At 63.7% G+C, this 26,140-nt stretch carries 31 protein-coding genes and 1 tRNA gene; 15 read left to right on the top strand and 17 right to left on the bottom strand.

Annotation, left to right across the window (positions count from 1 at the left end; genetic code table 11):
• The 3 genes from Q7T45_RS21455 to Q7T45_RS21445 form a co-directional block, all read left to right on the top strand.
• Positions 1-900, top strand: a 900-nt coding sequence (locus Q7T45_RS21455; RefSeq protein ID WP_304873370.1) for a TAXI family TRAP transporter solute-binding subunit, incomplete at its 5' end; no start/stop codon positions are given.
• Between the two features lie 174 nt (positions 901-1,074).
• The gene (locus tag Q7T45_RS21450; protein WP_304873368.1) at positions 1,075-1,497 is read left to right on the top strand and encodes a hypothetical protein; all 423 of its coding nucleotides are present in this window, start codon (positions 1,075-1,077) and stop codon (positions 1,495-1,497) included.
• Positions 1,498-1,529: 32 nt separating this feature from the next.
• A complete protein-coding gene (locus Q7T45_RS21445; protein ID WP_304873367.1) occupies positions 1,530-3,044 on the top strand; it encodes a tyrosinase family protein in 1,515 nt (504 codons plus the stop codon).
• 107 nt (positions 3,045-3,151) lie between these two features.
• Here the strand turns inward: Q7T45_RS21445 and Q7T45_RS21440 are convergent, their stop codons facing one another.
• A complete protein-coding gene (locus Q7T45_RS21440; protein ID WP_304873365.1) occupies positions 3,152-3,631 on the bottom strand; it encodes a hypothetical protein in 480 nt (159 codons plus the stop codon).
• 204 nt (positions 3,632-3,835) lie between these two features.
• Between Q7T45_RS21440 and Q7T45_RS21435 the strand changes: the two genes are divergently transcribed.
• Positions 3,836-4,159: a hypothetical protein gene (locus Q7T45_RS21435; protein WP_304873364.1), complete on the top strand. Its 324-nt coding sequence runs from the start codon at positions 3,836-3,838 to the stop codon at positions 4,157-4,159.
• 158 nt (positions 4,160-4,317) lie between these two features.
• On the opposite strand, the gene Q7T45_RS21430 is transcribed toward Q7T45_RS21435, so the two are convergent.
• From Q7T45_RS21430 to Q7T45_RS21420, 3 genes are all read right to left on the bottom strand, one after another.
• On the bottom strand, positions 4,318-5,511 hold the full coding sequence (locus tag Q7T45_RS21430; RefSeq protein ID WP_370691332.1) for a hypothetical protein: 1,194 nt from the start codon (positions 5,509-5,511) through the stop codon (positions 4,318-4,320).
• A gap of 59 nt (positions 5,512-5,570) precedes the next feature.
• Positions 5,571-6,524 carry a tripartite tricarboxylate transporter substrate binding protein gene (locus Q7T45_RS21425; RefSeq protein WP_304873362.1) on the bottom strand — a complete coding sequence of 318 codons (954 nt, stop codon included), beginning with the start codon at positions 6,522-6,524 and terminating at the stop codon, positions 5,571-5,573.
• A 205-nt stretch (positions 6,525-6,729) separates the two neighbouring features.
• Positions 6,730-7,359 carry a CoA pyrophosphatase gene (locus Q7T45_RS21420; RefSeq protein WP_304873361.1) on the bottom strand — a complete coding sequence of 210 codons (630 nt, stop codon included), beginning with the start codon at positions 7,357-7,359 and terminating at the stop codon, positions 6,730-6,732.
• A 79-nt stretch (positions 7,360-7,438) separates the two neighbouring features.
• Here Q7T45_RS21420 and Q7T45_RS21415 point away from each other — a divergent pair, with 79 nt between their 5' ends.
• The 7 genes from Q7T45_RS21415 (at position 7,439) to Q7T45_RS21385 (ending at position 13,722) form a co-directional block, all read left to right on the top strand.
• Positions 7,439-7,864 carry a PaaI family thioesterase gene (locus Q7T45_RS21415; RefSeq protein ID WP_304873359.1) on the top strand — a complete coding sequence of 142 codons (426 nt, stop codon included), beginning with the start codon at positions 7,439-7,441 and terminating at the stop codon, positions 7,862-7,864.
• A 63-nt stretch (positions 7,865-7,927) separates the two neighbouring features.
• The gene (locus tag Q7T45_RS21410) at positions 7,928-8,941 is read left to right on the top strand and encodes an aldo/keto reductase (protein WP_304873357.1); all 1,014 of its coding nucleotides are present in this window, start codon (positions 7,928-7,930) and stop codon (positions 8,939-8,941) included.
• A 233-nt stretch (positions 8,942-9,174) separates the two neighbouring features.
• Positions 9,175-9,366: a hypothetical protein gene (locus Q7T45_RS21405; protein ID WP_304873355.1), complete on the top strand. Its 192-nt coding sequence runs from the start codon at positions 9,175-9,177 to the stop codon at positions 9,364-9,366.
• Positions 9,367-9,404: 38 nt separating this feature from the next.
• Positions 9,405-9,680, top strand: a complete 276-nt coding sequence (locus Q7T45_RS21400; protein WP_304873354.1) for a DUF1488 family protein — start codon at positions 9,405-9,407, stop codon at positions 9,678-9,680.
• Positions 9,681-9,868: 188 nt separating this feature from the next.
• Positions 9,869-11,005: a TRAP transporter substrate-binding protein gene (locus Q7T45_RS21395; RefSeq protein ID WP_304873352.1), complete on the top strand. Its 1,137-nt coding sequence runs from the start codon at positions 9,869-9,871 to the stop codon at positions 11,003-11,005.
• A 183-nt stretch (positions 11,006-11,188) separates the two neighbouring features.
• Positions 11,189-11,857, top strand: a complete 669-nt coding sequence (locus tag Q7T45_RS21390; RefSeq protein ID WP_304873350.1) for a TRAP transporter small permease subunit — start codon at positions 11,189-11,191, stop codon at positions 11,855-11,857.
• Positions 11,854-13,722, top strand: coding sequence for a TRAP transporter large permease subunit (locus Q7T45_RS21385; RefSeq protein ID WP_304873349.1), 1,869 nt, complete (start codon positions 11,854-11,856; stop codon positions 13,720-13,722). Before Q7T45_RS21390 ends, Q7T45_RS21385 begins: the two co-directional genes overlap by 4 nt.
• A gap of 68 nt (positions 13,723-13,790) precedes the next feature.
• Here Q7T45_RS21385 and Q7T45_RS21380 read toward each other — a convergent pair whose 3' ends face one another.
• On the bottom strand, positions 13,791-14,201 hold the full coding sequence (locus Q7T45_RS21380; protein WP_304873348.1) for a DUF5413 family protein: 411 nt from the start codon (positions 14,199-14,201) through the stop codon (positions 13,791-13,793).
• A 357-nt stretch (positions 14,202-14,558) separates the two neighbouring features.
• On the opposite strand from Q7T45_RS21380, the gene Q7T45_RS21375 reads away from it, so the two are divergent.
• The 4 genes from Q7T45_RS21375 (at position 14,559) to Q7T45_RS21360 (ending at position 17,567) form a co-directional block, all read left to right on the top strand.
• Complete coding sequence (locus Q7T45_RS21375; protein ID WP_304873347.1) at positions 14,559-14,858, top strand: hypothetical protein; 300 nt, start codon at positions 14,559-14,561, stop codon at positions 14,856-14,858.
• A gap of 245 nt (positions 14,859-15,103) precedes the next feature.
• Complete coding sequence (locus Q7T45_RS21370) at positions 15,104-15,448, top strand: hypothetical protein (protein ID WP_304873346.1); 345 nt, start codon at positions 15,104-15,106, stop codon at positions 15,446-15,448.
• Positions 15,449-15,766: 318 nt separating this feature from the next.
• Positions 15,767-16,177, top strand: coding sequence for a hypothetical protein (locus tag Q7T45_RS21365; RefSeq protein WP_304873374.1), 411 nt, complete (start codon positions 15,767-15,769; stop codon positions 16,175-16,177).
• A 247-nt stretch (positions 16,178-16,424) separates the two neighbouring features.
• Positions 16,425-17,567: a DUF2336 domain-containing protein gene (locus Q7T45_RS21360; RefSeq protein ID WP_304873345.1), complete on the top strand. Its 1,143-nt coding sequence runs from the start codon at positions 16,425-16,427 to the stop codon at positions 17,565-17,567.
• 52 nt (positions 17,568-17,619) lie between these two features.
• On the opposite strand, the gene Q7T45_RS21355 is transcribed toward Q7T45_RS21360, so the two are convergent.
• The 12 genes from Q7T45_RS21355 to Q7T45_RS21300 form a co-directional block, all read right to left on the bottom strand.
• Positions 17,620-17,695 (bottom strand) — tRNA-Phe (locus tag Q7T45_RS21355).
• A 245-nt stretch (positions 17,696-17,940) separates the two neighbouring features.
• On the bottom strand, positions 17,941-18,138 hold the full coding sequence (gene yacG, locus Q7T45_RS21350) for a DNA gyrase inhibitor YacG (protein ID WP_304873343.1): 198 nt from the start codon (positions 18,136-18,138) through the stop codon (positions 17,941-17,943).
• A complete protein-coding gene (locus Q7T45_RS21345; RefSeq protein ID WP_304873341.1) occupies positions 18,128-18,751 on the bottom strand; it encodes a Maf-like protein in 624 nt (207 codons plus the stop codon). The genes yacG and Q7T45_RS21345 overlap by 11 nt, the downstream gene beginning before the upstream one ends.
• A gap of 227 nt (positions 18,752-18,978) precedes the next feature.
• Entirely contained in the window at positions 18,979-19,446 is a 468-nt protein-coding gene (locus Q7T45_RS21340) for a low molecular weight phosphatase family protein (protein WP_304873339.1), read from the bottom strand.
• A 6-nt stretch (positions 19,447-19,452) separates the two neighbouring features.
• Positions 19,453-19,947, bottom strand: a complete 495-nt coding sequence (locus Q7T45_RS21335; protein ID WP_304873338.1) for a UPF0262 family protein — start codon at positions 19,945-19,947, stop codon at positions 19,453-19,455.
• Positions 19,944-21,239 (bottom strand): histidinol dehydrogenase, encoded by a 1,296-nt coding sequence (gene hisD / locus Q7T45_RS21330; protein ID WP_304873336.1) that lies wholly within the window; start codon positions 21,237-21,239, stop codon positions 19,944-19,946. Before hisD ends, Q7T45_RS21335 begins: the two co-directional genes overlap by 4 nt.
• 181 nt (positions 21,240-21,420) lie before the next feature.
• Complete coding sequence (locus Q7T45_RS21325) at positions 21,421-21,873, bottom strand: DUF2948 family protein (protein WP_304873333.1); 453 nt, start codon at positions 21,871-21,873, stop codon at positions 21,421-21,423.
• Positions 21,874-21,942: 69 nt separating this feature from the next.
• Positions 21,943-23,232: a UDP-N-acetylglucosamine 1-carboxyvinyltransferase gene (murA, locus tag Q7T45_RS21320; RefSeq protein WP_304873331.1), complete on the bottom strand. Its 1,290-nt coding sequence runs from the start codon at positions 23,230-23,232 to the stop codon at positions 21,943-21,945.
• Between the two features lie 107 nt (positions 23,233-23,339).
• The gene (locus Q7T45_RS21315; RefSeq protein WP_304873330.1) at positions 23,340-23,999 is read right to left on the bottom strand and encodes an NAD(P)H-binding protein; all 660 of its coding nucleotides are present in this window, start codon (positions 23,997-23,999) and stop codon (positions 23,340-23,342) included.
• 17 nt (positions 24,000-24,016) lie between these two features.
• Positions 24,017-24,841 (bottom strand): alpha/beta fold hydrolase, encoded by an 825-nt coding sequence (locus Q7T45_RS21310; protein WP_304873329.1) that lies wholly within the window; start codon positions 24,839-24,841, stop codon positions 24,017-24,019.
• Between the two features lie 105 nt (positions 24,842-24,946).
• On the bottom strand, positions 24,947-25,453 hold the full coding sequence (locus tag Q7T45_RS21305) for a hypothetical protein (RefSeq protein ID WP_304873328.1): 507 nt from the start codon (positions 25,451-25,453) through the stop codon (positions 24,947-24,949).
• A gap of 202 nt (positions 25,454-25,655) precedes the next feature.
• Complete coding sequence (locus Q7T45_RS21300; RefSeq protein ID WP_304873325.1) at positions 25,656-25,964, bottom strand: UBP-type zinc finger domain-containing protein; 309 nt, start codon at positions 25,962-25,964, stop codon at positions 25,656-25,658.
• Positions 25,965-26,140: the final 176 nt, after the last annotated feature.

The following is a 26,140-nucleotide window of genomic DNA, read 5'->3' as shown; positions in this document are numbered from 1 at the left end:
CACGCCCAGCAGAAGACCATGTCGATCGGCACCGGCGGCACCGGCGGCGTCTATTATCCGCTCGGCGGCGCCGTCGCCAACGTGCTGTCGAAGAACCTGCCGAACGTGCAGGCCACCGCGGAGGTCACCGGCGGATCGGTCGACAATCTCAAGCTGATCGCCTCGGGTCAGAGCGAGATGGCGTTCACCATGGCCGATGCCGCACTCGATGCGCTGCAGGGCAAGGACAAGTTCACCAGCGGCAAGGTGCCGCTGCAGGCGCTGCTGGTGGTCTATCCGAACCGCATGCATGTCGTGACGGTCGAAGGCACCGGCATCGAGAAGATGTCCGACCTCAAGGGCAAGCGCGTCTCCACGGGATCGCCGGGCAGCGCCACCGAAGTGATGGCGTTTCGCGTCATCGAGGCCGCCGGCCTCGACAAGGACAAGGACATGAAGCGCGAGCGGCTCGGCGTCGCCGAATCCGTCAATGCGGTCAAGGACCGCAAGATCGACGCCTTCTTCTGGGTCGGCGGCATCCCCACCGCCGCCGTGACCGATCTTGCGGCAACGCCCGGCATGAAGATGAAACTGATCGACCACAGCGACACCGCCGAGAAGATGAACGCCAAATACGGCAAGCTCTACACCGCCAGCAAGATCAAGGCCGGCTCGTATCCGGGGGTCGACAAGGACAACGCCATCACCGAAGTCTGGAACCTGATCGTGACCGGCGGCAAGATGAGCAATGACGACGCCTATGCGATCGTCAAGACGCTGGTGGAGAAGAAGGCCGACATCGTCGCCGTGCACAAGGAAGCGCTGAGCTTCTCGCTCGACAACCAGGTGCAGGACCGTTCCCCGATTCCGTTCCATCCCGGCGCGCTGAAATACTTCAAGGAAAAGGGCATCGGCGGGTAAGCTGCTTTAGCCGGCATTCGTCCAATCCAAACCGCCAAGCGGCGCAACGTGCCGCTTGGCTTTTTTGTGGCCCTCCCTCAAGAGCCCCCGCTCGTCATGCCCGCTTGCTTTTGGGCTTCATGGAGGACTATACTCAATCTTAGCGTGTAACTACCTGGAAGGAGACAAAACTTTGTGTCGTCCAGCGCACGTAAGCGATACCTGAGTTTTGCGGCCATGAACGGCGCGCGGAAGGCCCGCAAATCGGTGCCTATCTCCGAGGCGGTTGTAGTGAACACGCGTGAAGTGAATGTCACCGTCGAGGGCCTGGATCCCGGCGCGATCGCGGGTTCGTTCGCAGTCCACCTCGTCAAGAACGACCGGCGTATAGCGTCGCGCTTCTTCTTCCAGGCTTCGGACGGCGCGGATGCCGCTCAATCTGGCCCGCCGCCTCAACTTGTGCACTTCGACTTCCTTCTGCCCATCGAGGTCGTGGCAGACGGCAAACTAACCGTCGAGATCGAGCCCGCCGGATCGCCCCAACCTGCACAGCGCCCTCAGCTGGAACGGATGGGGCACCCCACACTGAGCGTCTACCTCATGCTTGAATCTGATTGATCCCAAATCGATTGATCCACAAGGAGGCCATGATGTCTGTCACACCGACCTACCCTGTAGCGCATCCGACCTGGTACGACACGATCCGCCTGATGTTCACCCAAACGGACATCGCGCATATGCGCAGCCAAGAACTCGACTTGACCAGCTACGAGCAGGTCCAGGCTGCCTCCGGCAACATCTACGGCCAGGTCGCGGCCCATAACATGCCGCCCGACAATCCATGGACGCCGGACATGGTCCAGACCTTTCTCAACTGGTTGACCGACGGCTGTCCGAAGGGCACCCCGACAGCCGATCAGGTCTACGCGACGCGGGCGGCCGTGCAAACCGCGGCCGCGCGGATCAGGAAGGACATCAACAGCCTGAGCGCCGCCGAGCTTGCTACGTTGAAAACGGCGTTCGAGGGGATCCTCGCCAAGGACCCTTCCGATCCGAACAGCTATTTTGCGCAGGCGGGCATTCACTGGCTGCCGGAACGGTTCTGCCAGCATCACGTCCCCGCCTACAATCCGTGGCACCGGGCCTACCTGATGGGCTTCGAGAACGCGCTGCGCTCCGTTCCCGGATGCGGGAACGTCACCCTGCCATACTGGGACATCACGACGCCGTTTCCGGATCTTCTCAAATCTGCTCCGTACGACAGCTACACTCTCCCGCAGGATGTCGGCGGCGGATTTAACAAGGGCTACGTCACCCAGCGCTTTTCCTACTCCGTTATCGCAGCCAATCTGCTGCAATACGACGTGACCGGCTGCGTCAATCGGGCCCTGAGCAAAACGGACTGGGAGGACTTTCACGGTTACTGGTCGGGCGCCCCGTACGACACGATCATCGCGGGCCATGATGGCGGCCACGGTTCGATCGGACCCACGATGGGCAATCAGGCGGTTGCTTCCTTCGACCCGGTGTTCTGGTTCTTTCACTCCAACTGGGACCGGCTGTGGGGGGAGTGGCAGAAGAAGGTACAGGCCACGGACCTGAATGGATTGCTCTCCACCATCAACAAGACAACGGATCTGCTGAGCTATCAGATATTTACCCTTCCTCCATTGGAGGCGCTGACGCCGTTCACGGCGGGGCCGCTCGGACTCAACACCTTGAAAACGATCGATTCGGTGAACTCTCTCGGTGTCGACTACGCGCCGCCTGCCGCTGCGCCGAAGGCGCTCGCTTTCGCGCTCAAGACCAGCCGCGCGGTGGCCCTCGGCCGCCAGATCTCCGTCAACCCGCAAAACGCGACGGTCTCGGTCACCGGTATCAACCGCACCAAGATACCCGGCAGTTTCGCGGTCCACCTCATGAAGGACGGAAAGAGGATTGCCTCTCGCTTCATGTTCCAGCCTGACGACGTGGACAAGTGTGAAACATGCGTCAAGAACGCGATGGCGCATTTCGACTTCGGCCTGCCTCTCGCCGAGGTGACCGGAGGCAAGCTGAGTGTCCAGGTCGAACCTGTGAACAAGTCAATCGTCGGGGCGCGCTTCCCCGCCAGGCTGATGGGGAATCCGATGATCGACGTTCACATCCCGTTACAGACCGATTGAGGACGCCGAACGGTCGAGACGCGCGCCGGGCAGCGCAAGCGCTGCCCGGACGGGTTCCTCACTATGAGGGAGCGGGGGGACACCGGTCGGCCGGTCACTCGAACTTGTCACTCGAACTTCATGTCCAGGCATTTCGAGATGTCGGAGCCCAGGCCGGAGGTGATGATGATGCAGCCGCGGACTTTCCGCGCGGTGTTGTCGCTGGCCCACACCGCGTAGCCGCCGGTGCCGAAGAACGAATTGGTGTTCGGCGGCTCGGTCTCGGTGGCGTCGAACGAGTAGTTGGAGTCGGTGTCGAAGATGCGGGGCTTCTTGGCGCAGCTGCCGTCGCTCTGCACGTTGATCACTTCCTTGTTGTCCCGCGTCAGCGCCAGGGTGACCTGGCAGCGGAAATACTCCGAGGTCTTGACGTTGAAGATATAGGCGTAGGACTTGCAGGTCGCGGTATTGAGCTTGCCCGGGGCGAGGCCGCGGCTGCAGGCAATTCGCTGGTTGTTGCTGAGCTTGAAATCTTCGGCCTGTGCCACGGGAACCAGCGTCACAAGCGACAGCGCGGCGCCGAGACAAATCTTCATCACGTGGTTCATCCGAATCATCCCTATGAGCTTTCTTCCGAAAATACTGGTTCTAGACCGAAACCGGAACATAGTCGCGAAGTGGGAAGCGGGAAATCACAAAGTCTTATGGGAGCGCGATGCGGCGAACGGGCGCGTTGACGGGGGAATGGCGTTCGTGATTTGTTCAAGAAATCGGGATCGGCTTTTTCGGACCGGCCGCTGGGAGATTGCAGGATGACGAGAATTTCGACCAAACCCGTTTTGACAGCAGCCGCGCTTGTCATGGCCGCGGCGCTTGCCGCGCCGCCCACATCCGCATTGGCGCAGGCCGCGGCACCAACCCCCTGGGAGCTGAAGCCGGACATGGGCTACGGCTACGGCAAGGACGGCAAGACCTTCTCCTACAAGATGGGCACCAACAATGCCGGCACGTTGCTGAAGGGCGCCAAGAAAGTGCCGAAGGGCACGCTATTCTTCATCGGCCAGAACGGCCAGCTCTATATGCGCAGCGGCCCCTATCTCGAGGGCGACGGCAAGTTCATGTTCGGGTCGGATTAATTGATGGCCCCACCGCCCGTCGTCCCGGCCTCCGCGCCGGGACCCATACTCCGCGGCGGCAGTAATTGAAGAAGGTCTCTAACGCTGTGCCCGAACGATGGGATACGGCGTATGGGTCCCGGCGCGGAGGCCGGGACGACGATGTATCAAGCAATCCATCAAAACGCGCCCGCCAGTTCTTTCGCGCCCGGCAGGGCGCTGTTGACATTCATCCGCTCGTCCGTGATCGCCAGCAGTTTCGCCACCGTGTTGTGGCGGATCGCCACCGGGTTGCGCTCGTAGCCGCCGCGCTGGAAGAAATTCGCCGTCGGCACCCGTTCGCGCATCGCCTGCGGCATTGTCACCATGTCGAGGCCGGTGGAGTCGCCGGTCAGGTTCATCATCTCGAGTTCGGCGGCGCTGAGCGGTTTGGTGTAGCCCTTGGCGCGCGCGAACAGCACCGAGGTCAGGAGCTTGTGGGTCTGCAGCAGCGGACCGATGTCGATGTCCAGCACGAGGGCGTGGACGCCCCAGCCCTGCGGCGTGTTGGCGAGTTTTTCGTGCTCCGACCATTGCACCGGCACCGAGCGGGTGAACGCGACCATCCGCTTCAGGATCGCCAGTTTGTGATCCATCGCCTTGCGCGCCGGCCCGGACAGCCCGGCGGCTTTGTCCGCCAACGCCTTGACGATGTCATGGCCCTGTTCGGCGAGCAGCGAGACGCTGTTGGTGGTGAGCAACTGGTTGTAGCCGACCGCGGTCGAGATCGCGCGCGAGCCCGGGCGCGAGGCGCTCAAGCCGGACTGCATGTCGTGATTGCCGTTGCCGCCGGTCTCGAACGCATAGACCCGCACGATCTGCTCGCGCGTCAGCCCGGACGCCAGTGCGACGCGGCCATAGGCGCGCTTGAACTCGACCTCGCTGGCGGGCCGTTGCGGCGTGAACTGGAAATGCGTGGCGGCGGCCTTCAGGAAGTCGGCGACGACCGGAAGCGGCTTGCGCTCGGGGGGCTTCTCGCCGGGCTCCGGATCCACCGGCCGCTTCGGTCCGTCGTACAGAGGCGGCTGGGTCAGGACGTAATCGTCGAGCGTGATGGCCTGGCGCTCGCGCCGCTTGGCGTTGCGGCCGCGCCGTTTTTCGGCAATCGAGCTCCAATAAGGTTCGGCTTCCTGATCGAACGCCGCCCGCGCCGCCTGATATTCCTTCAGCTTGCGGCGGTATTCCGCAATCGCCTGCGGCGACGCCGCCTGCGCCATCGCTTCCGCAGTGGCCGGCGGCAGCTCGGCGGCATCGATGGCCGCCGCCGGCGGCGCCATCAGCAACAGCGCGAGCGCGGGGAACCCAAAACAAAAGCGAATCGCTGAGGTGCGCATGCGACCTGTTTAGCAAGAAGGCCGTCGAAGTCAGCCCCGAAACGGCGCGGCCGCTTGCCTCACTCCTGCTCGACGCCGCTGGCCTTGACGAGGCCGGCCCACTTCTTCTCGTCCTTGTCGATGAAGGCGGAATAGTCTTCCGGCGTGCCCGGGGTGATCTCGGTACCGTCCAGCGCCAATTGCTTCTTGACCTCGTCGGAGGCCAGCGCGTCGCGCAGGGCCTTGTTGAGCTTGTCGATGACCGGCCGCGGCGTGCCGGCCGGCGCCGCCAGGCCGTAATACAGCGAGGCGTCGAATCCGGGCAGGCTGGACTCGGCGATGGTCGGCACGTCGGGCAGCAGGCTGGAGCGTGTCATGCTGGTCACCGCGAGCGCCCGCAGCTTGCCCGCCGCGACATTGCTGTGCGAGGCCGGGATCGGCGCGAACGCCATCGGGATATGCCCGCCCAGCAGATCGGTCAGCGCGGGACCGGTGCCCTTGTAGGGGATATGCACCAGCGTAATGCCGGCGGCGCGCGCGAAATATTCGCCGGTGATGTGGCTGGCGGTGCCGGCGCCGGCCGAGCCGAAATTGACCTTGCCGGGATTGGCTTTGGCATAGGCGATCAGCTCGGCCACGGTCTTGGCTGCAAACGAAGGATTGACCACCAGCGAATTCGGCGCGTTGCCGATCAGGCCGATCGGCGCAAAATCCTTGCGCGGATCGTAGCCGACATTCTTGTAGAGCGACGGGCCGATCGCCAGCGTGCCGGTATAGCCCAGCAGCAGCGTGTAGCCGTCCGGTTCGCTCTTCGCCACCGCCCTGGTGCCGATGGTGCCGCCGGCGCCGGGACGGTTGTCGACGATGATCTTTTCGCCGAGCAGTTCGCTCATCTTGTCGGCGACGCCGCGGCCGACGATCGTGGTCGAGCCGCCGGGCGTGAACGGAATCACCAGCGTGATGGGGCGATTCGGGAAGGTTTGCGCGTGGGCGGGGCTGAAGCCGATGCCGAATACGGCCGCGGTGGCGCACATTAAGATGCTGCTGATACGCATGCGAAGGAACCTCCCGGAGCAGTTTCTTGTTGGACGCATCGTCGCGCAAAGGGCCGCGCTTCGCAACCCGGCTTACACCCTCCCCGTCATTGCGAGGAGCACTTGCGACGAAGCAATCCAGCTTTCTTTCTGCCGTACCAAAGCTGGATTGCTTCGCTTCGCTCGCAATGACGCTTGAGGGCCGTCACTTCCAGGCGAACACCGGCTGTTCCAGTTCGGCGACGCGGGTATCGCGGCCGGCGAGCACTTCGCGGAACTGATAGATCAGCGCCGCGGTGGGCGCATGGATGAATTGCCCGGCGTGGCGAAAGCGGATCACGCGCCGTGTGCTCTCGGGAATCGTGGTGAAGGAGAAAGCGTCGGCATCCTCGATGGTGTCGAGCGCGATGCGATGCACCGAGGCGACCTCGTCGGGATTCGGCGACAATGCCGTGCTGCTGCCCGCCCACAGCACCACCGGCGTAATCAAATAGCCGGAGCGGGTGGGATAGTCGTCGAGCAGGCCCAGCACGTCACCCGCGCCGAGTTCGAGGCCCAACTCCTCGTGCAGCTCGCGCAGCGCGGCCTGTGACGGCGTCTCGCCCTCGTCGCAGCGTCCGCCCGGCAGCGCCCATTGATTGCTGTGGGCGCGCAGGCCCGAGGCGCGCAGGGTCAGCAGCAATGCGGTGCCGCTGGACGATTCGGCCTCGGTGAGCGCGACGGCGACGGCGGCCCGCTTCAGCGCGGGCACGGGTTCGCTTTCCGGCAGTCGCGCGAACGCCGCGCAGCGCGCCGCGATATTCCGTCGTGTGGCATGGTCGAACGGCCTGGTCATCCCGCTTGACTACAACACGTCCGCGTTTGATGAAATGCCTTCAAAACATGGATGCCCCGCAGGGGACGGACAGGACGACATGACGGACAAAGCAGCCGCAAAGCTCAAATCGGACGGCTGGACCGTGGTCGAGACCTCCGGCTTTCTGCATCTGATCGGACCGCTGTGGCAGCGTCAGGTCGACGGCGAGCACGAATATGCGCTGGTCGCGCAGGACAAGCATCACAACCGCCGCGGCCTGGTGCAGGGCGGCGTGCTGATGACCTTCGCGGACCGCACCTGCGGCATGACCGCCCGCTACATCTCGGGCAAGCCGACGCTGGCGACGGTGCAGTTCGACACCCATTTCGTCGAGGCCGGCAAGATCGGCGAGACCCTGGTCTCGAAACCGCATGTGGTGCGCACCACCCGCAGCCTGATCTTCATCACCACCGAGGTGACCGTCGACAAACGCTGTATCGCCATGGCCAGCGGCGTGTTTAAGATATTGAAGAACGAGACGTGAGGCTTCCCGTCATTGCGACCCGTTGGCTCGCAATGACGTTGCAACAGCGAGGACTGGACCCCCATGCAATACCGCTCCCTCGGCCGCAGCGGCCTGAAGATTTCGCCTATCTGCTTGGGCACCATGATGTTCGGCGGGCCGACCGATGAGGCCACCTCGAACCGGATCGTGGCGAAAGCACGCGAGGCCGGGGTCAATTTCATCGATAGCGCGGACGCCTATAATGGCGGTAATTCCGAGCAGGTGGTCGGACGCGCCATTTCCAACAGCCGGCATAACTGGGTGCTCGCGACCAAACTCGCCAATTCGATGGGCGACGATCCCAATCGCGGCGGGCTGTCGCGGCGCTGGGTGCTGCAGGCGGCGGAAGAAAGCCTGAAGCGGCTCGGCACCGACTACATCGACATCTATTACCTGCACAAGGAAGATCATTCGACGCCGCTGCAAGAGACCGTGCGCGCAATGGGCGAACTCATGCAACAGGGCAAGGTGCGCTATTTCGGCCTCTCGAACTACCGGGCCTGGCGGGTCGCCGAAATCTGCAACATCTGCGACGACCTCGGCATCGCGCGACCGGTGGTCAGCCAGCCCTATTACAACGCCATGAACCGGATGCCCGAGGTCGAGCATTTCCCGGCCTGCCATTACTACGGCCTCGGCATCGTGCCCTACAGCCCGCTGGCGCGCGGCGTGCTGACCGGCAAATACGCCCCCGATGCCGCGCCCGACAAGGACAGCCGCGCCGGGCGCAACGACAAGCGCATGATGCAGACCGAATGGCGGCCGGAATCGCTGAAGCTGGCGCAAGAGATCAGAGCGCATGCCGAGGCCCGCGGCATCACCGCCGGGCAATTCGCTGTGTCATGGGTGCTGAACTCGTCCTTCGTGTCCGGCGTAATCGCCGGCCCCCGCACCGAAGAGCAGTGGGACGATTACCTGCGCGCGCTGGACTATCGCTTTACCGCCGAGGACGAAGCGCTGATCGACCGGCTGGTGACATCAGGCCACCCCTCGACGCCGGGCTTCAATGACCCGGCCTATCCGATCGAGGGACGGCGGGCGCGGACGGCCGGCTGAGAAGATAGTCATGGCTATTCGGGCCTGAAAGGCGCACGGTCATCCCGGTTCGCCTAGCCGGATGCAGGGCTGTGTTCCGAGGCTGCGAACCGACGATTTGCAACAAAAACCGGCGAAAGCGCGCGAAAGCGATCCAGTTCGTACTGGATCGCGCGAGACGCGCGCCATCGGTAAGGAAAACCTCTCCCCGCGCCCGGCGATCTCCGCCCGCGCTTCACGGTCAAGGAAGCCACATGCAGATTCTTTCCGCACGTCACGTCAAACCCGAAGAGTCGGCGCGTCTCGGCGTCATTTCAGGCTGGTACTCGACCAAGGTGAGCGGAACCTTCGTCACCGGCCCCCACACCACCCAGGAAGATTGCCTGTCGAAAATCCTCGAACTCAATCCGCCGCCGGTCAAGAAGAAGTTCCCGATCCCGGGCTGACGGTTCAATCCAGGAATTCTTGCCAGGAGCATTTCGACATGGCGCTGACCACGGGCCAGTTTCAGGACTACGATTTCAACCGGATGGTCGTGCGCTTCACCATGAAGAACGACGAGGCCAGCGTGGCCTGCGCCATCTCGACCGACGCGATGGATGCGCTGGAAGGCTCCTCCCGGACGCCGCCGGAAAAGCGCGAGCAGCAATTCTTGCGGCTGCTCGACCGGATCGAAACGCGTGCAGCGCAAAAATTCAGCGCCGTCGAACTGGAGGGCAATCCTCCCGGCGTGATCCTGCGCGCGATCGATTTCCGCTGACCGCAGACTAAAGTTCTATTCGACGGGAATAATTCCGAAGTTAGGTTGTCAACCTCTAGGGGTGGGGCGCGTCGAAGCGTCGCAACGCCCTGAACTTTGTTGCCAAAACCCTGCGCAAGCCTTTGTGTCGCTGCCAATAAATAGGGTGCGATCTCCAGGGGGATCGGCTCAGAACGGGGAGAAAACGTATGACGACATCCAAGAAAGACACCACAGCCACGCGCCGCCGCTTTCTGAAAACGGCCGCCGTGGGAGCCGCCGCGACGGTCGCGGCGCCGAGCATCGTGAGCGCGCAAGGCGCGACCAGCATGCGCTTCCAGAGCACCTGGCCGGCCAAGGATATTTTCCACGAATACGCCCTCGACTACGCCAAGAAGGTCAATGACATGACCGGCGGCGACCTCAAGATCGACGTGCTCCCGGCTGGCGCCGTGGTTCCGGCCTTCGGCCTGCTCGAGGCGGTCTCCAAGGGGACGCTCGACGGCGGCCACGGCGTGCTGGTCTATCACTACGGCAAGCAGAACGCGCTGGCGCTGTGGGGCTCCGGTCCGGGCTATGCGATGGACGCCAACATGCTGCTCGCCTGGCACAAATATGGCGGCGGCAAGCAATTGCTCGAGAAGCTCTATGCCTCGATCGGCGCCAACGTGGTGTCGTTCCCGTATGGGCCGATGCCGACCCAGCCGCTCGGCTGGTTCAAGAAGCCGATCACCAAGGCTGACGACATGAAGGGCGTCAAGTTCCGCACCGTCGGCATCTCGATCGACGTGTTCACCGGCATGGGGGCTGCGGTCAACGCATTGCCCGGCGGCGAAATCGTCGCCGCTCTGGACCGCGGCCTGCTCGATGCCGCTGAATTCAACAACGCCTCGTCGGACCGCATTCTCGGCTTCCCGGACGTTTCCAAGGTCTGCATGCTGCAGAGCTATCACCAGAACGCCGAGCAGTTCGAGATCATGTTCAACAAGGACAAGTACAACGCGCTGCCGGAGAAGATCCGGGCGATCCTCGACAACGCCGCCGAAGCGGCCGGACAGGACATGGCCTGGAAGGCGATCGACCGGTACTCGAAAGACTACGCCGAGATGCAGACCAAGGATAACGTCAAGTTCTACAAGACCCCCGACTCAATTCTGCAGGCGCAGCTCGATATCTACGATCAGGTCGTCGAGAAGAAATCGGCGGAAAATCCGCTGTTCAAGGAGATCGTCGCCTCCCAGCTGGCGTTCGCCAAGCGCGCCACCCAGTGGGAGCAGGATACCGTGGTGAACCGCCGCATGGCGTACAATCACTACTTCGGCCCCAACGCCAAGAAGAAGACCTGAGCCGGTAGAATCCGACCACGGACCCCGCCCGGGATGGCAATCCCGGGCGGGGTCTTGTATCTTCGGCCCATCACCGCCTGCGAATTCACGAGGTGAGCGCGATCGTGCGCGGCGCCGGATTTCAGGTCTGCCGATACGCTCGATCTCGTCCGGATCATCCTTCTACCGAACAGTCCAGGTTCCATGAACAGCGACCGTTTTCTGCACACCATCGACGGCATCAGCACTTTTGCCGGCAAGGCGGCCGCCTGGCTGATCATGGGGCTGATGTTTCTGGTCTGCGCCGAGGTTTTCAAGCGCTACATCCTCAACATGCCGACCGCCTGGATCTTCGACGCATCGAACATGCTGTACGGCGCGGCGTTCATGCTCGGCGGCGCCTATACGCTGGCGCAGAACGCCCACGTCCGCGGCGACTTTCTCTATTCCTCGATGCGGCCGCGCACCCAGGCCGGGCTCGATCTCGTGCTCTACATCGTGTTTTTCCTGCCCGGGATCGCGGCGCTGGCCTATGCGGGCTGGGATTACGCCGCGCTGTCATGGCGCATCAACGAGCATTCCAACGTCACCGCGAACGGGCCGCCGGTCTATCATTTCAAGGCGATGATCCCGCTGGCCGGCATCCTGCTGCTGCTGCAGGGCTCCGCTGAAATCGCCCGCTGCGTCATCTGCCTGAAGACCGGCGTGTGGCCGAGCCGCCTCAAGGACGTCAGCGAAATCGACGTCGTCGAGGAACAGCTGGCCCTGAGCGAGCATGTCGACGACGAAACGCGCCGAAACGCGATCGAGCATGCCCAGAACATCGAAGAGAGCGCGCGCCAGCGCGGCATGGGCGGAGACCTGCTGAAATGAGCGATCCCGCACTCGGGCTCCTGATGCTCGGCCTCATCGTCGTCGTCATCATCATGGGCTTCCCGACCGCCTTCACGCTGATGGGGCTGGGGATGTTCTTCGGCTTCTTCGCCTATTACCGCGGCGGCGAAGCCTGGGCCGACAACCACATCTTCGACCTGATGGTGCAGCGCACCTATGGCGCGATGACCAACGACGTCCTGATCTCCATCCCGCTGTTCGTCCTGATGGGCTACGTGATGGAACGCGGCGCGCTGGTGGACAAGATGTTCTACGCGATCCAGCTGGCGTTCCGCCGGGTGCCGGCGGCGCTGGCGGTCGCCTCATTGATCGTCTGCACCTTCTGGGGCATCGCCTCCGGCCTGGTCGGCGCCGTCGTGGTGCTGATGGGCGTCATCGCCTTCAACCCGATGCTGAAGGCCGGTTATGACGTGAAACTCGCCTCCGGCGTCATCACGGCCGGCGGCACGCTCGGCATCCTGATCCCGCCCTCGGTGATGATCATCGTCTATGCCGCGGTCGCCGGACAGTCGGTGGTGAAACTCTACGCCGCGGCGATGTTTCCGAGTTTTTTCCTGGCGTTCCTCTATCTCGTCTACATCATCGGCTGGGCGTTGATTAACCCGAAGATCGCGCCAAAGCTGCCGGAGAGCGAAACCCGGGTGCCGGTGCGGCCGTGGGTGGAGCAGTTCCGGCATCTGTATTCGCGCAAGATGCTGCCGGCGTTCCTGGCCGCGGCCGTTGCCCCTTCGAAGGCCCTTGCCATCACCGTGGATGGCGCACGGCTCGGCTATTCGGAGATCCTCAAGAGCCTGTCGTTCGTGCTGGTGCCGCTGGTGCTGGCGCTCGGTACCTTGTGGAGCATCTGGTGGTACGTCGTGATCCACCAGCAGCCCGATGCGCCCACCGCCATCGAGCGCAGCGAGGCCCCCGTCCCGCTCGGACAGTCGGCGCCCAGCAGTGCGCCGGTCGAGGAAACGCTGCAGGAACTCGGCAGCACCGTGCAACAATCCGGCCCCGCGAAAAAGGCTGCGCCGGAAGTGCTGCAGCGGATGGGCAATCTGCAGAGCGAAACCGTGGCTCCGCCATCGGAAACCGGCCCACCGGAAGGATTCTATCTCTACTTCGCCTTCACCGCGGCCGTGCTGCTGCTGTTGCTGTTCTATTATTACTGGATCATGGAGGCCGAGCAGTTCGAAGTACTGCGGCTGTTGATTTCGTCCGTGATGCCGCTCGGCATCCTGACCGTGGTCGTGCTCGCCGTGATCCTGTTCGGAATCACCACCGCCACGGAATCCGCGGCGGTCGGCGCCGCCGGCGCCTTCCTGCTCGCCTTCCATGCCCGGACGCTGAACTGGAAAAAGACAAAAGAGGCTGTGTTCCTCACCCTCAAGACCACGTCGATGGTGTGCTGGCTGTTCGTCGGCTCGGCGCTGTTCTCGGCCGTGTTCGCGATTCTCGGCGGCCAGGCGCTGCTGGAGAGCTGGGTGCTGTCGCTCAACCTGACGACGGTCCAGTTCATGATCCTGTCGCAGGCGATCATCTTCGTCTTGGGCTGGCCGCTGGAATGGACCGAGATCATCGTGATCTTCGTGCCGATCTTCCTGCCGATGCTGAAGCATTTCAGCGTCGACCCGATCCTGTGGGGCGTGCTGGTGTTCGTTAACCTGCAGGCGGCGTTCCTGTCGCCGCCGGTGGCGATGTCGGCGTTCTACCTGAAAGGCGTGGCGCCGAAACACGTCACGCTGAACCAGATTTTCGCCGGCATGATGCCCTACATGTTCATCGTGATCATCTGCATGGTCATCATGTATATGTGGCCGGGCATGACGCTGTGGCTGCCGCGGTATCTGTACGGCGGTTGAGGCGGGCCGGCTCCGGATCGCGGAGCCGGTTCCGGCGCCGAACGGCTGCCGGTTGCGGGGGATCTTCTTCAGGCGCTGGCGGTTTGCAGGTGTGGCTGTTGCGGTTGTTCCGTCGCCAGCCAGGAGCATAGCGCGGCGGGCACGGCACCGACCAGCCCGAACAGCCAGAAGACGGGTCCCTGTGTGAATTCCATCGCGCCTGCGATCACCAGCGGCCCGTAGCTGACGGCGTAGGCGAACATCGCCGTGAGCCCGGCCCTATATGACACGTTGGCTTCCTCCATCACGAAGTCATACGTCGCGGCCAGCAGCGCCGGGATCAGTCCGATCAGATAGACCGTCGGCAACAAGGCCACCTGACGAAGGTTGAAGGTGAACGGGCTTCCCTCGGCCCAGTTTGCGAGCTGCAGCAGGATCCAGAACGCGGTGGCGAAGCTCAGCGGCGGTGCGACAAGGGTGAAGATCAGAATGCGTTTCATGACCGTGGGCTCCCGTTGCTGCCGTCTGCGTTTCGGTTCGCAAACGTCATGCAGCGTTGGTACCGCCGTCACGCCCTCCGTGATGTGACGTGCCTCACACAGCAACGGCGCGGGGACGATGTCCGTCCAATCCGATCGAACCGGGATGGGTTCGGAAGCGACGCGATGAAGCGCATCCAGCGCCGTCCCGGGCTGCAAATCGCTGCGACGCTGAGGCGTGGCGCTGCTGAAGCCGTTGTGTGATCCCTCGCATACACCGTGAACTTCGTCCTGCTTTCCCGAAGCCTGCGATGAACTCGCGCTGCACTGCGCTGCGACCAATCAGCCCTGACATCGCAGCAACAGAAAGCAGAAACCATGTACCGCACCCGTCTCTCACGCGCCTTGCTCGCAACCCTCGCGGTTGCGGCGCTGGCGTCCGGCAGCACGCTCCTCGCTTCCGACACGGCACAGGCCGGCCGCATCGATCCCGGCTTCAACCGCGGGCCTCCCCGCATCGATCCGGGCTTTGGCAACGGACCCACGCGCATCGATCCGGGCTTCAATAGAAATGATACCGGCCCGAAATATACGCTGGGCTCCAACTGTCATTGGATCCAAAGGCCAGGCCCGCGTTATCGGCCGGGAACCGAAATCACAATGAAGGTTTGCAACTGATCTGTTCTATCGCGCATCCTGATCGGCAGAATCGGCTCCGCATTGCGGCGCCGGTTCTTGCCGTTGGCGCATCGACGCGGCGATATCCGCCACCGTTGAGAATTCGGCACGGCACTGAAGCCGCTGTGTGATCCATCGCATGCAGCGCTGTCTTCGTCCGCTTTTCCCAACATCCGCGATGAACCCGCCCTGTTCCGCGCTGCGACCAATCAGCCCTGACATCACAGCAGCAGAAAGCAGAAACCATGTACCGCACCCGTCTCTCACGCGCCTTGCTCGCAGCCCTCGCGGTTGCGGCGCTGGCGTCCGGCAGCACGCTCGTCACGTCAGGCGTTGCCGAAGCCTCCTCCAGGATCGACCCCGGCTTCGGCCGCGGCCCTCCCCGCATCGATCCGGGCTTCGGTAACGGACCCACCCGCGTCGATCCGGGCTTCAACAGGAACAGCGGCCCGCAATACACCGTCAAGAAGCTCAGCATGACCGGCCTGTATCGCGGCTGCCACTGGATCGACCGGCCGGGCGTGCCCCAGCCGAAGCATCCCGGGCCGGGGATGGGGCAGAACAGCGGCAAGGTGAAAGTCTGCTACTGAGCGCGCTGGTCTTCCAGCACGCTCCCCTGAAAACGCCGGCTCCGGATTCGCGGAGCCGGTCCATGCCTGGCGCCGCGCCTGCCGCGGCATGATGACGAACCCCGAGTTAGCGGATGAAATGGACGCGCGCGCGGTTCCGTCCATTAATACCAATTCAACTCGCCAAGGTCAGACAGGAATATTTCGGCAATGTCGCGCCGGCGCTGCGCGTCTGCCGAACGCGGACCCCGGTATGCCCCGGGTGCCGAAATTAACCAATTCTTAGAGCTAATCATGCCGATCATGATCCTTCGCAAACACCCAGGAGAACTCCTCGCAATGCTCAAGGACGGCACGTATGCGGCGTGGTTCAAGACCCCGCACGGTCAAGGCACCGGCATCGTCCATGTCGCGCACGGGAAACTCTGGGGTCGTGACGGCGTCATGACCTACGACGGCACTTGCGAAGTGGATGAAAATCGATTTACCGCGACCGTCACGACAAAAAGGCACACCGAAGGGCTGCCGACGGTATTCGGCGACGATCAGGAACTCGAGGTGAAGCTCGAGGGAACGTGCGCCGGAAAACCGGCCACCTATGCAGCAACGGCGGAACAGTTTCCGGGCGTGATCCTCGAGGGAATACTCCTCTTCAGCGAGCACCAACCACCGCGCGCGGCACAGGCGAGCGAGCCGATAGCAAAATTCTCCCTTGCCAGACTCCCGAAACTGCCGAAGCGCTCCCGCTAGAATGGTTTCAAGCTCACCTGAACCAGCGCGCTTTTCTTCTCCCCTCCCCGCCACGCGCAAGGGCGCGTGGAGGGAGGGGAGCGATGAGCATCGCAAAACGATGCGTCACAGGGTGTTTCGACGTTGCAACAATTTGAATCATCTGTGAGGCAATCGGGGTCAGTTATTTTCACGTGCAGCCGGTAACAGATGCTCGTCATCCTTCTGTCTACCCACTTCAACGCGAAAATGTCCGAGACCAATGACCATGACAATATTGTCTTCCCTGATCAGCGAAATTCAGAACACCGCGGTATCCGGGCTCACGAAACGGCAGTTGAGGGCGCTCACGCGCATCACCGACTTGTTCGTCGCCGGATCCGGTCGTCATTCGAAAAAGCAGATCGAGCTGTTTGACGAGGTTTTCAAAACCCTCGTTGCCGCGATCGAGCTGGAAACCCGGGTCAAGCTCGCACGCCGTCTTGCAACCGCCCCGGACGCGCCGGCGACGCTGGTTCGGGCGCTTGCCTTCGATGACGCCATCGCCGTGGCGGCTCCGGTTCTCAGCCAGTCGGAAGCGCTCAGCGACTCCGACCTCGTTGCCAACGCCAGTACCCAGGGCCAGGGTCATCTTCAGGCCATCGCACATCGTCGAACGATCAGCGAAGCGATTACCGAAATACTCATCGAGCGCGGCGAGCCCGAGATCGTCCGTACGGTCGCGAACAACGCCGGCGCCCGCTTTTCGGATGGCAGCTTTCGCGAGCTGGTCGCTCGCGCCGTCGACGATGCCCAGCTCGCGCTGCGGGTCGGAATGCGCCATGACATTCCCAGGCATCACTTCCTGAAGCTTCTCGAGACTGCCTCAGCTTCGGTCTGCGCCAGGATACGCGCAAATCCGAGATTTGCCGATGCCGTGAAGGATGCGGTAACCGAGGTGATCGACGACATCAATCTGGAGCTTCGCAACAAGTCGAAGGATCACGCCAAGGCAAAGTGGCGGGTGAAGCAACTCCAGAACTGGCATGACCTCGGCGAAGGAAGTGTTCACAAGGCCGCGCGCGCGCAAAACTTCGAACAGGCGGCAATGGCCCTGTCGGTTCTCGCCCGCTGTCCGATCGAGACCGCTGAACGGGCGATCCTGAATGAAAACCCCGGCGTGGTGCAGGTGATCGCCAAGGCCGCCGGCTGCTCCTGGGCCACGGTCAAGGCGCTGTTGCTGATGCGGGCGGCGGACCGCAGGATGTCCGAAAAGGATATCGCCCAGGCGCGCGAAGACTTCGAGCGGCTCGAGACCAGGACGGCAAAACGCGTGCTCGACTTCCATCGCAAGCGTCGCAACATGCATGGCACCGCGAGCCCGCTTGTCGTCCCGGGGACGTCGGCGAACCTGGCGGCTGTTATGGGATAGTTTCGCAGGCACCGGCGGCGCAGCGGTTATCCTGGACCGCCCGCGTAGGAAATGGTGCCCGGGGGCGGGATCGAACCACCGACACTGCGATTTTCAGTCGCATGCTCTACCAACTGAGCTACCCGGGCACTGCCCGGCACGGGGCCAGGGAGCGCCGGTTTATAGTCAGGCCGGGGGGCTGTGTCCACCCGCCTTCGCCTTTGGCTCCGGCGCGGCGGGCCCGGCTTCGATCGTGCCGGCAAATGGCTGGAAAATCACGCGAATTGACGATTTCGTCGGTATCCTTGACGGGGCGAAGCGCCGAGCGGTTCGCATCCGCCATCCCCTTGCCGGCAAACGCCATCCTATCTGTGCATGGGGTTGTTTTCGATGTTTACTGATCGGCGTCCTCATCGGCCTCGGGGCGGCCCGGAACCACATAGGAGCCGGACAGCCAGCGGTTCAGGTCGACGTCGCGGCAGCGCTCGGAGCAGAACGGTTTGGAGGCCTCATAGGCCGGCTTGCCGCAGATCGGGCACTTCTTGGCGGCCCCCTGGCCGGGGGCGCCCTCTTTGGGCGGCTCAGCTGGCATTGAGCCAGCCGAAGCGGACCGGATAGCCCTCGCCGCCGAGCAGCGTGACCGTCTCATAGAGCGGCAGGCCGACGATGTTGGTGTAGGAGCCGACCATCTTGACCACGAACGAGCCGGCGATGCCCTGCACGGCGTAGCCGCCGGCCTTGCCGCGCCATTCGCCGGAGCCGATATAGGCCTGGATATCGTCCTCGCTGAGGCGCTTGAAGCGCACCCTTGTCTCGATCAGGCGCTGGCGAAAAGCCTGCTTCGGCGTCACCAGGCAGATCGCGGTGTAAACCCGGTGGTTGCGCCCCGACAACAGCCGCAGGCATTGCGAGGCTTCGTCGACCAGATTGGCCTTGGGCAGGATGCGGCGGCCGACCGCGACCACGGTGTCGGCGGCGAGAATGAAGGCGCCGCGCAATTCGTCGTCGAGCTGCACCGATTTGAGCGCGGCGTCGGCCTTGGCGCGGGCGAGGCGGTTGGCGCAGGCGCGCGGCAGTTCGCCCCGCTTCGGGGTCTCGTCGACATCGGCCGGACGCAGCGCATCGGGCTCGATGCCGGCCTGGTTGAGCAGGCTGAGCCGTCGCGGCGAACCGGAGGCGAGAACGAATTTGGGGCGGCCTAGCATGCGGGGATTCGTCGGCGGGAGGGCGGGGCGAAATTTGCGCGGAACCTATCGGAAGGGGCTGGGGGAGACAACCACGGAACTATCATCCGTCGTCCCGGCCACCGCGCCGGGACCCATAGCCACCAGCCGTCGTATTGGAACGCGATCCGGCAACAGCCACTTCCTCAAATCGCACCGCCGCGGAGTATGGGTCCCGGCGCGGTGGCCGGGACGACAGTTGGGGTGTTTCACCCGCTCGCCGCCCCCACCTTGGAAAACCGCTTGCGGATGCGCATCAGCAGGGTGTCGCAGACCTCGCGATAGGCCTGCAGCTTCTGCTCGCGATTGCCTTCGGCGCCGGTGGGATCGTGGGTCGGCCAGTATTCGACATCGGCGGCCACCGTGCGGGTCAGTTCCAGCGCCTTGTGGTGCGCCTCCGGCGACAGCGTGATGATGAGGTCGAAATTCAGCCCTTCCCAGTCGTCGAGCTCCTCGAAGGTGGTCGGCTTGTGCTCCGAGATGTCCTGGCCCAGCTCCGCCATCACCGCGACCGCGAACGGATCGAGCTCGCCTTTGCGGACGCCGGCGGATTTGACGTAGAGCGCGTGCGGAAACATCTGCTGCAGCAGGCTTGCGGCCATCGGCGAACGCACGCTGTTGAGGCCGCACGCGAACAGCACGGCCTGCGGGGTGCGCGCGCGCGGCGGCGTCTCCATCGGAGACTAACCCTTCCAGTGCAGAACGGTGATCAGCGTGAACAGCCGGCGGGCGGTTTCGAAATCGAGCCGCACCTTTCCCTTCAGCCGTTCCTGCAGGGTGCGCGAGCCCTCGTCGTGAATGCCGCGGCGGCCCATGTCGATGGCCTCGATCTTGTCCGGGGTGGCGGTGCGGATCGCCTGGTAATAGCTGTCGCAGATCATGAAATAGTCCTTCACGATCCGCCGGAACGGCGTCAGCGACAACAGGTGCGCCACGACAGGCGTGCCGTCCTCGCGGCGGATGTCGAACATCAGCCGGTTGCCGGTGATGCCGATATGCAGGGTGAACGGGCCGTTGTCGGCGCCCTCGGGCGCGAACAGGTTTTTCTCCACGAGGTCGTAGATCGCGATCGCCCGCTCATGCTCGATATCCGGACCGGAGCGCCCGATCGATTCCTCGTCGAGCGTTACCGCCACGATGCGATTGTCGAAATCCTCGTCTGGCGGGGGCTGGGTCATGACAGGTTGAGGCGCAGTCCCACTGAGCGCGCATGGGCATCGAGGCCCTCGGCCTTGCCCAGCGTCATCGCCGCCGGTCCCAGCTCCCGCAGCTGGTCCGGCCCGCATCTCAGGATCGACGTTCGCTTCATGAAGTCAAGCACGCCGAGGCCGGAGGAGAACCGCGCCGAGCGCGCGGTCGGCAGCACGTGGTTGGAACCGCCGACATAATCGCCGATCGCCTCGGGGGTGTGGGGGCCCAAAAAGATCGCGCCGGCATTGCGGATCTGCGCCGACAGCGCCTCCGGATCCCGCGTCATGATCTCCAGATGCTCGGCGGCGATGGCGTTGGCCAGCGGCACGGCCTCGCCGAGGTTTTTCACCAGGATGATGGCGCCGAACGCGTCCCACGAGGCCCGCGCGATATCGGCGCGGGGCAGCGTCGCCAGCTGCGATTGCACCGCGCGTTCGACGTCGTCGGCGAGAACAGCGCTGTCGGTGATCAGGATCGACTGCGCGTTGACGTCGTGCTCGGCCTGCGCCAGCAGATCGGCCGCGATCCATCCGGCATTGCCGGTGTCGTCTGATATCACCAGCACCTCGGAGGGACCGGCGATCATGTCGATGCCGACCTTGCCGAACACCTGCCGCTTGGCGGCGGCGACATAGGCGTTGCCGGGGCCGACGATCTTGGCGACCGGCGCGATGGTCGCGGTGCCGTAGGCCAGCGCCGCCACCGCCTGCGCGCCGCCGACGCGGTAGATTTCGGAGACGCCGCCGAGATGGGCGGCCGCCAGCACCAGCGGATTGAGCTTGCCGTCCGGCGACGGCACCACCATCACCACGCGCGGCACGCCGGCGACCTTGGCCGGCACCGCATTCATCAGCACCGAGGATGGATAGGCCGCGGTGCCGCCCGGCACATAGAGCCCGACCGCGTCGATCGCGCTCCAGCGCCAGCCGAGTTCGACCCCGAGCGCGTCGGTGAAGCGCTCGTCCTTGGGCAATTGCCTGGCGTGAAACACCTCGATGCGGTCGCGGGCGAAGGCCAGCGCGTCGAGCGTCCTGGCGTCGCAGGCCTTCACCGCGGCGTCGATTTCGCCTGAGGTCACCTGCAGGCCGCCGGCGTCGAGCTCGAGCCGGTCGAACTTGCGCGTCGCCTCGATCAAGGCGGCGTCGCCACGCGCGGCCACATCATCGACAATGGCGCGGGTGGCGGCCTCGATATCGGCCGATACCTCGCGCTTGGCGCCGAGAAAACCCGCGAACTGGCGGGCAAAATCGGCGCTGCTATGGTCGAGACGAACGGGCATGGCGGCTTTCTGGCGTTACACTGCTCAATGGCGCGGTGGTAAACCGCCGTCAACCCTTAGCCCGGTCCGTAGGGTGGGCAAAGGCGCCCTTGCGCCGTGCCCACCATTTCTCAGCGTTGCTCAATGGCAGATGGTGGGCACGGCGCGAAGGGTGCGCCTTTGCCCACCCTACGGCAGCACCTCACGCCCCCAGCCCCGATTCCGCCCCCTCGCCGGAATCGCCGGCTCCGAGATCGTCGTCGCCGAGGTCGGTCAGCTCGCATTCGAGGCATTCGACGTCGAGCCGCAGCGCCCCGCCATGGGCGAACAGCAGGAGCGCGCTGCCGCCGGGGGCTTCCCCGGGATGAAACTCGATTCCCACGAGCTCGAGGGCAGCTGGCGGCGTCTCCAGATCGATATTACGCGACTTGCACGACAGCACCCGGTCGAACCGCAGCGCCGCGATCAGGCGGCGTGGCGAGGTTTCCCCCGCCAGCGTCTGTTCCCAGTCCAGCCGGAGCATGCCGACCACCAGCCGCTTTTCGCCCTGCCGCCAGACGATGTCCGATGTCTGCACCCGGGCATCCTGCACATGCGCCGAGATCACCGCGAGATCGTCGGCATCGAGGGCGATCAGTTTGAGCTGGGCGTTCACCGCTAACACCTTATCATTTGCGCGTATTCTTTTCGCAAAACCGGTACCCACTTTTGCGGAATACGCGCCCTATCCGCTGATACGTTCGATGGTGGCGCCGCAGGCCGACAATTTGTCCTCGAGCCGCTCGAAGCCGCGGTCGAGATGGTAGACCCGGTTGACCATGGTCTCGCCCTCGGCGGCGAGCCCGGCGATCACCAGCGACACCGAGGCGCGCAGGTCGGTGGCCATCACGGGCGCGCCGCGCAGTTTGGCGACGCCGTCGATGGTGGCGGTTTCGCCGTCGAGACTGATCCGCGCGCCGAACCGCGCCAGCTCCTGCACATGCATGAAGCGGTTTTCGAAAATCGTCTCGGTGATGTGCGAGGAACCCTTGGCGCAGGCCATCAGCGCCATCAGCTGGGCTTGCAGATCGGTGGGGAAACCCGGAAACGGCGCAGTCGACACCGTCACCGGCATGATGCCGGCGCCGTTGCGACTGACGCGGATGCCTTCATTGTTGACTGATATCACCGCGCCGGCCTGGGTCAGCACGTCGAGCGCCGATTGCAGCAGCTCCGGCCGCGCGCCGGCCAGCAGCACATCGCCGCCGGTCATCGTCACCGCCATCGCATAGGTGCCGGTCTCGATTCTATCCGGCAGCACGGTGTGCCGCGCGCCGTGCAGTCTTGCCACGCCCTCGATCACGATGCGCGGCGTGCCGGCGCCGGAGACCCGCCCGCCCATCTTGTTGAGGCAGTCGGCGACGTCCTGGATTTCCGGCTCGCAGGCGGCATTGGTGATCACGGTGGTGCCTTTGGCCAGGGTCGCCGCCATCAGCGCGACATGGGTGCCGCTCACGGTGACCTTGGGAAAGTCGATCGCGGCGCCCTTGAGGCCGCCGGGCGCCTTGGCGATCACATAGCCACCGTCGATGGTGATGATGGCGCCGAGTTTCTCCAGCGCCATGATCAACAGATCGACCGGCCGGGTCCCGATGGCGCAGCCGCCGGGCAGCGACACCCTGGCCTCGTGCATCCGCGCCAGCAGCGGCGCGATTACCCAGAAGCTGGCGCGCATTTTCGACACCAGTTCATAGGGCGCGGTGGTGTCGATGATGTTGGCCGCCGAAATGTGCAGGGTCTGGCCCTGATATTCGTGATCGCCGGGCCGCTTGCCGGCCGACATGATATCGACGCCGTGATTGGAGAGAATACGCTGCAGATTGACGACGTCGGCCAGCCGCGGCACGTTGTCGAGGATCAGCGTCTCTTCACTGAGCAGCCCCGCAATCATCAATGGCAGTGCGGCATTCTTCGCACCCGAAATCGGAATCGTGCCATTGAGCTTGCTGCCGCCGACGATGCGAATGCGATCCATGCCAAATCCTGCTTGCTATGCACAAAGTATAGGAGCAAGGGCCCCCGGATGGCAAAAGCTTTGAAATTTGCGGCTATTTGATGGGTTTAGGGGCGGGACTGGGACGGTTAGAGGCGATTGATATCCTCGCTCTCCAGGATCGGCTTCGGATATCCATCGCGCGCGACCTTGATCATGGCGCGGCCGAGTTTTTCGGACGTTGTCATGATGCCCGGCGTGGCGCGGACGAGATACGACAACAGCGGCGCGGACACCGCGTAGACCGCGTTGATCCAGCCGGTCTTCGACCGCACGCCATGCAGCGGCTGGATGCCGTTGGGACGAAACATGTAGGCGGCCTTGAACGGCAGCTTGAGCAGGTCGTTCTCGGTCTTGCCCTTGACCCGCGCCCACCTCCGGCTGCCCTGCTCGGTGGAGTCGGTGCCGCGGCCGGTGACATAGATGAACACCATGCCCGGATTGAGTTTTGCCAGCGTCCTCGCCGCGGCCATGGTGACGTCGTAGGTCAGGTGCCGGTAGCGTTCGGCGTCCATGCCGAGCGAGGAGACGCCGAGGCAGAAGAAGCAGGCGTCATAGCCTGACAGTTCGGATTCGATGGCCGAGAAATCCGTGAAATCGCCGTGAACGATTTCGCGGAATTTTGCGTGTTGCTGGCCGGTCAGGCTGCGCCCGACCGCGAGTACGCTTGTCACGTCGGGATCAATCAGGCATTCGCGCAGCACGCCCTGCCCGACCATGCCGGTCGCGCCGAACAAGATGACTTTCATGCCTGGGCGAACTCCGTTCATCCCTTTATGAACGCCAGCAGGTCGGCGTTGATGGTGGCCGCTTCCGTGGTCGGCATGCCGTGCGGAAAGCCCTTGTAGGTCTTCAGCGTCGCGTTCTTCAGCAGCTTGGCCGACAATGGCGCGGAGTCGGCATAGGGAACGATCTGATCGTCGTCGCCATGCATCACCAGCACGGGCACGGTGATCTTCTTGAGGTCGTCGGTGAAGTCGGTCTGCGAGAAGGCGACGATGCCGTCGTAATGCGCCTTGGCGCCGCCCATCATGCCCTGGCGCCACCAGTTCTGGATGATGGCCTCCGAGGGTTTGGCGCCTGGCCGGTTGTAGCCATAGAACGGCCCCGCCGGCAGATCGCGGTAGAAATTCGAGCGATTGGCGAGCAGCGCCGCCTGCAGTCCGTCGAATACCTCCCTGGGCAGGCCGCCGGGATTGGCCGGCGTCTTCATCATCAGCGGCGGCACCGCGCTGATGATGGCCGCCTTCGCCACCCGGCTCTCGCCGTGCCGCGCGATGTAGTGCACCACTTCGCCGCCGCCGGTGGAGTGGCCGATGTGAACGGCGCGCTTGAGATCGAGATGCGCCGTCAGGGTCGCGAGGTCGTCGGCATAGTGATCCATGTCATGGCCATCGCCGGTCTGGCTGGACCGGCCGTGGCCGCGGCGGTCATGGGCGACGACGCGGAAACCGTTGTTCAGGAAGAACAGCATCTGCGTGTCCCAGTCATCGGATGACAGCGGCCAGCCGTGGCTGAATACGATGGGCTGACCAGCGCCCCAGTCCTTGTAGAAGATTTCAGTGCCGTCTTTGGTGGTGATCGTGGGCATGGGTACTCCTCTGCTTATCGTCATTGCGAGGAGCACTTGCGACGAAGCAATCCAGCTTGCTTTGAAGCTGGATTGCTTCGCTGCGCTCGCAATGACGGGGTGGGATCACGCGTAGACGGGCCGATACCGCCTGAGCGCGCCGATAATGACGACGACGAAGAACACCAGCACGATGCCCTGGGCGACGGCGAACGGCGGTTCGGCCGGCGGCACGCTCGGCGCCAGCGCGTGCAGCGCCGGTACCTTGAGGAAGCTCTGGATCACCAGCACGAACACGTTGAGATAAAGCGAGATCAGCGCGGTCAGCACATAGATCCAGCGCCACGCGCCGGCAAGTTTTTGGCCGTACAGCGCGAAACAGGCCACCGCCAGCAGCCCGAGCGAGAGAAATCCGAACAAATGCGAGGGGAGAAATTTTTCGGACACCAGCGGCGGAATCAGAAAACCAGTGGCGCTGGTCAGGATCGTGGTCGACAGGAAGATCGCAGTCAGGCCCGGCATCCGGTTGGAGCCGAGCATCCCGAACATGACGATAATGCCAGCCACGATGCCGATCAGGCTGATGATGACGTGCAGCGTGACAAATGTGGATGTACACAACCCCAGGATCATGATGCGCTCCCCGATACCAAGACGCGCGAATGCTACGATCCCGGATCGAAAATTGCCACACGCAGCCGTTGTGCCGGCGGCAATCCAGCCATGCGGTGACGATCAAGAAAAAGTGCGTGCGTGCCCAGGATTTTTGCACGGCGGTCACAAACCGCGCAGCCATCGCTGCAGGCCGCGCGCGAAATTCGATCATGCCGCGCCTTCAGTAATAGCGCGGTATCGGCCCGCTGTGAGGAGTCTTTCGGCCAGACAGGTCGAACAGCACTTCGTCGACGTAGCACCAGCCCCAGCCCTCCGGCGGATCATAGCCCTCGATCACGGGATGTCCGGTGGCATGAAAATGCGCGGTCGCATGCTTGTTGGGCGAATCGTCGCAACAGCCGACATGGCCGCAGCTGCGGCAGATCCGCAAATGCAGCCATCGGCTGCCGCTCTTCAGGCATTCCTCGCAGCCGAGCGCACTCGGCGTGACGTTCTGGATGCCGGCGATATGGCTGCAGCCCTTTGACATGATGTATTCCTGTTTTCCGTTGTCCCTTGGTTGCCGCACATTCTGACCTCATCCTGAGGAGGCGCTTCTTCAGCACCGTCTCGAAGGATGGCCGCGAGCACCGAACTGGCGGCCATCCTTCGAGACGCACGCGCAAGGGGCGCGTGCTCCTCAGGATGAGGTCGGAGTGTGCGGCT

It is taken from the genome of Bradyrhizobium sp., assembly GCF_030646015.1.
Taxonomy (GTDB): domain Bacteria; phylum Pseudomonadota; class Alphaproteobacteria; order Rhizobiales; family Xanthobacteraceae; genus Bradyrhizobium.
This window is presented reverse-complemented; position numbering and strand designations above follow the sequence as displayed.

What these genes read in the sequence shown, in the direction of transcription:
- Q7T45_RS21445 (WP_304873367.1), top strand. Translation starts at nt 1,530, where the DNA reads ATGTCTGTCACACCGACCTACCCTGTAGCGCATCCGACCTGGTACGAC.
- Q7T45_RS21440 (WP_304873365.1), bottom strand. Translation starts at nt 3,631, where the DNA reads ATGAACCACGTGATGAAGATTTGTCTCGGCGCCGCGCTGTCGCTTGTG.
- Q7T45_RS21435 (WP_304873364.1), top strand. Translation starts at nt 3,836, where the DNA reads ATGACGAGAATTTCGACCAAACCCGTTTTGACAGCAGCCGCGCTTGTC.
- Q7T45_RS21430 (WP_370691332.1), bottom strand. Translation starts at nt 5,511, where the DNA reads ATGCGCACCTCAGCGATTCGCTTTTGTTTTGGGTTCCCCGCGCTCGCG.
- Q7T45_RS21425 (WP_304873362.1), bottom strand. Translation starts at nt 6,524, where the DNA reads ATGTGCGCCACCGCGGCCGTATTCGGCATCGGCTTCAGCCCCGCCCAC.
- Q7T45_RS21420 (WP_304873361.1), bottom strand. Translation starts at nt 7,359, where the DNA reads ATGACCAGGCCGTTCGACCATGCCACACGACGGAATATCGCGGCGCGC.
- Q7T45_RS21415 (WP_304873359.1), top strand. Translation starts at nt 7,439, where the DNA reads ATGACGGACAAAGCAGCCGCAAAGCTCAAATCGGACGGCTGGACCGTG.
- Q7T45_RS21410 (WP_304873357.1), top strand. Translation starts at nt 7,928, where the DNA reads ATGCAATACCGCTCCCTCGGCCGCAGCGGCCTGAAGATTTCGCCTATC.
- Q7T45_RS21405 (WP_304873355.1), top strand. Translation starts at nt 9,175, where the DNA reads ATGCAGATTCTTTCCGCACGTCACGTCAAACCCGAAGAGTCGGCGCGT.
- Q7T45_RS21400 (WP_304873354.1), top strand. Translation starts at nt 9,405, where the DNA reads ATGGCGCTGACCACGGGCCAGTTTCAGGACTACGATTTCAACCGGATG.
- Q7T45_RS21395 (WP_304873352.1), top strand. Translation starts at nt 9,869, where the DNA reads ATGACGACATCCAAGAAAGACACCACAGCCACGCGCCGCCGCTTTCTG.
- Q7T45_RS21390 (WP_304873350.1), top strand. Translation starts at nt 11,189, where the DNA reads ATGAACAGCGACCGTTTTCTGCACACCATCGACGGCATCAGCACTTTT.
- Q7T45_RS21385 (WP_304873349.1), top strand. Translation starts at nt 11,854, where the DNA reads ATGAGCGATCCCGCACTCGGGCTCCTGATGCTCGGCCTCATCGTCGTC.
- Q7T45_RS21380 (WP_304873348.1), bottom strand. Translation starts at nt 14,201, where the DNA reads ATGAAACGCATTCTGATCTTCACCCTTGTCGCACCGCCGCTGAGCTTC.
- Q7T45_RS21375 (WP_304873347.1), top strand. Translation starts at nt 14,559, where the DNA reads ATGTACCGCACCCGTCTCTCACGCGCCTTGCTCGCAACCCTCGCGGTT.
- Q7T45_RS21370 (WP_304873346.1), top strand. Translation starts at nt 15,104, where the DNA reads ATGTACCGCACCCGTCTCTCACGCGCCTTGCTCGCAGCCCTCGCGGTT.
- Q7T45_RS21365 (WP_304873374.1), top strand. Translation starts at nt 15,767, where the DNA reads ATGCTCAAGGACGGCACGTATGCGGCGTGGTTCAAGACCCCGCACGGT.
- Q7T45_RS21360 (WP_304873345.1), top strand. Translation starts at nt 16,425, where the DNA reads ATGACAATATTGTCTTCCCTGATCAGCGAAATTCAGAACACCGCGGTA.
- yacG (WP_304873343.1), bottom strand. Translation starts at nt 18,138, where the DNA reads ATGCCAGCTGAGCCGCCCAAAGAGGGCGCCCCCGGCCAGGGGGCCGCC.
- Q7T45_RS21345 (WP_304873341.1), bottom strand. Translation starts at nt 18,751, where the DNA reads ATGCTAGGCCGCCCCAAATTCGTTCTCGCCTCCGGTTCGCCGCGACGG.
- Q7T45_RS21340 (WP_304873339.1), bottom strand. Translation starts at nt 19,446, where the DNA reads ATGGAGACGCCGCCGCGCGCGCGCACCCCGCAGGCCGTGCTGTTCGCG.
- Q7T45_RS21335 (WP_304873338.1), bottom strand. Translation starts at nt 19,947, where the DNA reads ATGACCCAGCCCCCGCCAGACGAGGATTTCGACAATCGCATCGTGGCG.
- hisD (WP_304873336.1), bottom strand. Translation starts at nt 21,239, where the DNA reads ATGCCCGTTCGTCTCGACCATAGCAGCGCCGATTTTGCCCGCCAGTTC.
- murA (WP_304873331.1), bottom strand. Translation starts at nt 23,232, where the DNA reads ATGGATCGCATTCGCATCGTCGGCGGCAGCAAGCTCAATGGCACGATT.
- Q7T45_RS21315 (WP_304873330.1), bottom strand. Translation starts at nt 23,999, where the DNA reads ATGAAAGTCATCTTGTTCGGCGCGACCGGCATGGTCGGGCAGGGCGTG.
- Q7T45_RS21310 (WP_304873329.1), bottom strand. Translation starts at nt 24,841, where the DNA reads ATGCCCACGATCACCACCAAAGACGGCACTGAAATCTTCTACAAGGAC.
- Q7T45_RS21305 (WP_304873328.1), bottom strand. Translation starts at nt 25,453, where the DNA reads ATGATCCTGGGGTTGTGTACATCCACATTTGTCACGCTGCACGTCATC.
- Q7T45_RS21300 (WP_304873325.1), bottom strand. Translation starts at nt 25,964, where the DNA reads ATGTCAAAGGGCTGCAGCCATATCGCCGGCATCCAGAACGTCACGCCG.